Consider the following 5,059-nt stretch of genomic DNA (forward strand, 5'->3'; position numbering starts at 1 on the left):
TGTCATTCCTGCCTTCTCAATAGCATCTGCTGTTGAAACCACACCTTCTATTTGTGAATCTAGGATATGGTTATGCGCCAAGTCTAGCACTTGATAACCGGCATCCTTGATGGCATCCATGACTTCTCCAGGTGCATTAAATAGCGGATAACCAGCCAAATAGTGGTCCTTATTCACAGTACCTTCAAAATCACCTAAAATCAAGTCTGCTTGTTTGAGCCATGGTTTTACATATTCAAAATTTTCATGGAAATCATAGGTCCCATCTTCTTTTAAAGCAGAACGATAGATGGGAATGTGATAGAGGAGGTCCCCGTTGGCCATAATTCTAGCAGTTTTCTCCTCGTCCTGATCTTTAGCATTTTGGTTCGTCTTATTTGCTTCTTGAGAAATGGCATCCTTTTTTTGACTGGTTAAAGGGATTCCTTGGAAGCTTTCAAACAACAAGACCAAGCCCATTGATAAAGCAACTGCTAGCAAGAGTATGGCCACAAATCCTTTATTACTCCACTTGCGATAACTCCTAAAAAAGTTTACCAAACCCCTCATAAAACGAAAAGCTGAACCACGCTGATTTCGATCTTGTCTTCTTTGCATCTTCATTCTCCCTACTTTCTAATGCAAGCCTTTTCTTTTTATTATATCACAGATAAGTAATTCTTTCACAATTGAATCGAACCTACTAGGCATTTTCTATAAAAGCTCAATGCCGTAATGCTTTCAATCCTTGTCATTTTGTGATATCATGTAGAGGTAATGAAAGGAGAGAAAATGTCTGCAATAGAACGTATTACAAAAGCTGCTCATTTAATTGATATGAACGATATTATCCGCGAGGGAAACCCAACTCTACGCGCGGTTGCTGAGGAAGTTACTTTCCCCTTGTCTGACCAGGAAATCATTCTTGGCGAAAAGATGATGCAATTCCTGAAACATTCCCAAGATCCTGTCATGGCTGAGAAAATGGGGCTCCGAGGTGGGGTTGGACTTGCTGCTCCTCAATTAGATATCTCAAAACGTATTATCGCTGTTTTGGTGCCAAACATTGTCGAAGAAGGCGAAACCCCACAGGAAGCTTACGACTTGCAAGCTATTATGTACAATCCAAAAATCGTCTCTCACTCAGTTCAAGACGCTGCTCTTGGTGAAGGAGAAGGTTGTCTGTCTGTTGATCGCAACGTACCTGGCTATGTAGTCCGCCATGCTCGCGTTACGGTTGACTACTTTGACAAGGATGGAGAAAAACACCGTATCAAGCTCAAAGGCTACAACTCCATCGTTGTTCAGCATGAAATTGACCACATTAACGGTATCATGTTTTACGATCGTATCAATGAAAAAGACCCATTTGCAGTTAAAGATGGTTTACTAATTCTAGAATAAAGAAAATCCCGTTGCAAGACGGGGTTTTGTGTTATAATAGAGGCATGAAAACAAATGATATTGTCTATGGCATCCACGCCGTTACCGAAGCCCTCCTTGCAAATACTGGAAACAAACTCTACCTCCAAGAAGACCTACGAGGTAAGAATGTTGAAAAAGTCAAGGAACTAGCTACAGAAAAAAAGGTATCCATTTCTTGGACCTCAAAAAAATCCCTCTCTGAGATGACTGAAGGTGCTGTCCACCAAGGTTTTGTTCTACGAGTGTCCGAATTTGCCTATAGTGAGCTGGACCAAATCCTTGCCAAAACACGCCAAGAAGAAAATCCTTTGCTATTGATTCTGGACGGGTTAACTGATCCTCACAACTTAGGCTCCATCTTAAGAACCGCTGATGCGACCAATGTTTCAGGAGTCATCATTCCCAAGCACCGTGCTGTCGGAGTTACTCCTGTCGTTGCTAAAACAGCCACAGGTGCTATTGAGCATGTTCCAATTGCCCGAGTAACCAATCTAAGCCAAACTCTAGACAAACTCAAGGATGAAGGCTTCTGGACCTTTGGAACAGATATGAATGGGACTCCTTGCCACAAGTGGAATACAAAAGGGAAAATCGCCCTCATCATCGGAAATGAAGGAAAAGGCATCTCTAGCAACATCAAAAAACAAGTTGATGAGATGATTACCATTCCTATGAATGGACATGTTCAAAGTCTCAATGCCAGTGTTGCTGCAGCCATCCTCATGTACGAAGTTTTTCGAAATAGACTATAAAAAAGTTTCCAGTCATCTGATTGGAAACTTTTTATGATTATACTCAATGAAAATCAAAGAGCAAACTAGGAAGCTAGCTGTAGACAGCTCAAAGCACTGCTTTGAGGTTGTAGATAAGACTGACGAAGTCAGCTCAAAACACTGTTTTGAAGTTGTGGATAGAACTGACGAAGTCAGTACCCATACCTACGGTAAAGCGAAGCTAACGTGGTTTGAAGAGATTTTAGAAGTGTATTAACTATGTTCTGTGATAAATTTATAAGCTTCTTGACCAGCGATAGCTCCATCTCCAACTGCTGTTGTCACTTGACGAAGGTCTTTCTGGCGAACATCTCCAACTGCAAAGATACCGTCAACTGCAGTTTTCATGTGGTTATCTGTCACAATCCAACCTGCCTGATCTTGGATATTCAATTCTTTAACAAAATCGCTAAGAGGATCCAATCCAACATAGATAAAGACACCACCGAAGGCTTGTTCTGTCACTTGACCTGTTTTCACATTTTCAAAAACGACAGATTCTACTCTGTTTTCACCCTTGATTTCCTTCACTACAGAATCCCAGATAAAGCTGATTTTCTCATTCGCAAAGGCGCGGTCTTGTAAAACCTTTTGGGCACGAAGTTGGTCACGACGGTGAACAATGGTAACAGTCTTAGCAAAACGAGTCAAGAAGAGGGCTTCTTCGACAGCTGAATCTCCGCCACCAACTACCAACAAATCTTGGTCACGGAAGAAAGCACCATCACACACGGCACAGTAGGAAACACCACGACTGTTCAGTTCTTCTTCTCCAGGTACTCCCAAAGGACGGTGTTTAGAACCAGTTGCTACGATAACTGTACGTGTTTCATATGTTTGATCATCAGTCATCACTTTCTTAAAATCACTATGGTCTTCGATATTTTCAACATAGCCATAAATGTGCTCAACACCAAGATTTTCAAGCGGTTCAAACATCTTTTCAGCCAATTCTGGCCCACTAATATTAGCGTATCCAGGGTAATTTTCAATATCAGATGTATTATTCATCTGACCACCTGGCAGACCACCTTCAATAAGAGCAACTTTTAGATTGCTTCGAGCAGCATACAAGGCTGCAGTCATCCCTGCAGGTCCAGCACCGATAATAATAGTATCGTACATATAGATTCCTTCTTTCTTGTTGTAACTATCTTTATTCTAACTCTTTCTTGTCAATCATGCAAGGATTATGCCTTGAAAACAAGAATTAAACTCATAACCGCAAAGGATAATACTGGAACAACCAAGACCCCAATCATAATCATATCATAGAGATGGGCTTGGCGAGCCTTGGCTGTCTTATCAACTCCCGACATGGCTCTCAGTCCAATCCAAATCCCTAAAAAAATCAGGACGAGGATGGTGGTCAAGATCAAACTCTCAAAATATAAAGAAAATAGTTGAAGTAGCATGATTTCTCTCATTTCTATCTTTTTTAAAGAGTAAACTCAGCTAGTCCAGCTAACTGAGTTTTCCTTTATCTATTATATCAAATATAAGTCCGTTTGTAACTAGCGAAGAATTCTTTTGTCCGCTCTTCTTTAGGATGGTGGATAATCTCATCCGGTGTTCCAGACTCAATGATTTTCCCCTTATCTAAGAAGAGAATCTTATCAGCCACTTGGGCTACAAAGGACATATCATGACTAACCAAAATCATGGTTTGACCTGACTTAGCAGCATCTGCAATAGATTTTTCTACTTCACCAACCAATTCTGGGTCAAGGGCTGAAGTTGGTTCGTCTAAGAGCAAGACATCTGGTTTCATAGCAAGCGCACGCGCTAAGGCAACCCGTTGCTTCTGTCCACCTGATAAATGGCGAGGGTAATGGTTTTCACGGTCAGAAAGCCCAACCTTAGCCAACTCTTCCTTGGCAATCTTAGTCGCTTCTTGGTCAGATAATTTCTTGACCACAACCAAGCCTTCTTTCACATTATCAAGTGCTGTTCGGCGTTCAAACAAATTAAACTGTTGGAAAACCATAGACAACTTACGGCGTAGGGCAAGGATTTCTTCTTGAGTGATTTTAGAAAAATCAACTGAGAAATCATCAATCTGAATAGAGCCACTGTCAGGTGTTTCAAGATAATTGAGACTACGAAGGAAGGTTGATTTTCCAGCTCCTGAAGAACCAATCAAGGCTACAACTTCCCCTTTTTGAATATCCAAGTTCAGATGATCCAAGACAGTCTGTCCTGAAAAGGATTTGCTTAAATTCGAAATCTTAATCATTAACGAAGGTCTCCTTTCACATCTGTTTGCACTGTATCGGGTGCAGAAATAGCCATTTTTCTCTCGATGAAACGACCAAGGCTTTCAATTCCGATATTGACTACCCAATAAACAAGGGCAACGGAGATAAAGCGTTCAAAGTAGCGGTAATCAGCTCCACCCAAAATCTGAGCTTGGGCAAAGACTTCCACAACACCCGCACTAAAGGCTAGAGAAGTTCCTTTGGTCAAGCCGATTAGGGAATTGATTAAGGTTGGAGTCGCCACAACGGCCGCATTTGGAATAATCACGCGACGATAAACTTGCGCTCGGGTCATCCCCAGACTGCGTGCCGCCTCAATCTCACCAGGATTGACTGAGAGAATGGCTGCACGAATGGTTTCACTAGCATAAGCTGCTTCATTAAAGGCAAAGGCGACAATTGCAAAAGCAGCGGCTGGAATCGCATTGATATTGAAACCAGTTCCCCATTGCTGATTGAGAGCTTTCAAAGCCAAAGGAATTCCGTAGTAGGTCAACATGAGTTGCACCAAAATCGGTGTCCCTTTTAAGAAGCTAACAAAGAAGGCCTGCAAGGGGTATAAAATTTTGACACGATTGATCTTCACAATGGCAAAAAGAAGCGCCAAAACCAAGCCAAAAAGAG

General features: G+C 41.6%; 7 protein-coding genes. 2 read left to right on the top strand and 5 right to left on the bottom strand.

The genetic code is table 11. The features are described from left to right. A partial coding sequence (locus tag ACLNCN_RS03155; RefSeq protein ID WP_424844597.1) for a CapA family protein occupies window positions 1–597 on the bottom strand: 597 nt, incomplete at its 3' end. A gap of 174 nt (window positions 598–771) precedes the next feature. Between ACLNCN_RS03155 and def the strand changes: the two genes are divergently transcribed. Both def and rlmB read left to right on the top strand, forming a co-directional pair. Next, entirely contained in the window at window positions 772–1,383 is a 612-nt protein-coding gene (gene def / locus ACLNCN_RS03160; RefSeq protein WP_001272956.1) for a peptide deformylase, read from the top strand. Window positions 1,384–1,427: 44 nt separating this feature from the next. Further along, window positions 1,428–2,156: a 23S rRNA (guanosine(2251)-2'-O)-methyltransferase RlmB gene (gene rlmB / locus ACLNCN_RS03165; RefSeq protein ID WP_000855720.1), complete on the top strand. Its 729-nt coding sequence runs from the start codon at window positions 1,428–1,430 to the stop codon at window positions 2,154–2,156. A gap of 234 nt (window positions 2,157–2,390) precedes the next feature. On the opposite strand, the gene trxB is transcribed toward rlmB, so the two are convergent. The 4 genes from trxB to ACLNCN_RS03185 form a co-directional block, all read right to left on the bottom strand. Next, entirely contained in the window at window positions 2,391–3,302 is a 912-nt protein-coding gene (gene trxB / locus ACLNCN_RS03170; RefSeq protein ID WP_424844598.1) for a thioredoxin-disulfide reductase, read from the bottom strand. Window positions 3,303–3,367: 65 nt separating this feature from the next. Further along, window positions 3,368–3,592 (bottom strand): DUF4059 family protein, encoded by a 225-nt coding sequence (locus ACLNCN_RS03175; protein WP_000926599.1) that lies wholly within the window; start codon window positions 3,590–3,592, stop codon window positions 3,368–3,370. A gap of 77 nt (window positions 3,593–3,669) precedes the next feature. Continuing rightward, window positions 3,670–4,413, bottom strand: a complete 744-nt coding sequence (locus tag ACLNCN_RS03180) for an amino acid ABC transporter ATP-binding protein (RefSeq protein WP_000590982.1) — start codon at window positions 4,411–4,413, stop codon at window positions 3,670–3,672. Beyond that, window positions 4,413–5,059 (bottom strand): amino acid ABC transporter permease (locus ACLNCN_RS03185; protein WP_424844599.1); only part of this gene is annotated, 647 nt, incomplete at its 5' end. The genes ACLNCN_RS03185 and ACLNCN_RS03180, both read right to left, overlap by 1 nt.

The sequence above is a fragment of the Streptococcus sp. CL8.13 genome, from assembly GCF_049737895.1.

Coding starts and splice junctions, on each gene's coding strand:
- def (WP_001272956.1), top strand. CDS start 772: ATGTCTGCAATAGAACGTATTACAAAAGCTGCTCATTTAATTGATATG.
- rlmB (WP_000855720.1), top strand. CDS start 1,428: ATGAAAACAAATGATATTGTCTATGGCATCCACGCCGTTACCGAAGCC.
- trxB (WP_424844598.1), bottom strand. CDS start 3,302: ATGTACGATACTATTATTATCGGTGCTGGACCTGCAGGGATGACTGCA.
- ACLNCN_RS03175 (WP_000926599.1), bottom strand. CDS start 3,592: ATGCTACTTCAACTATTTTCTTTATATTTTGAGAGTTTGATCTTGACC.
- ACLNCN_RS03180 (WP_000590982.1), bottom strand. CDS start 4,413: ATGATTAAGATTTCGAATTTAAGCAAATCCTTTTCAGGACAGACTGTC.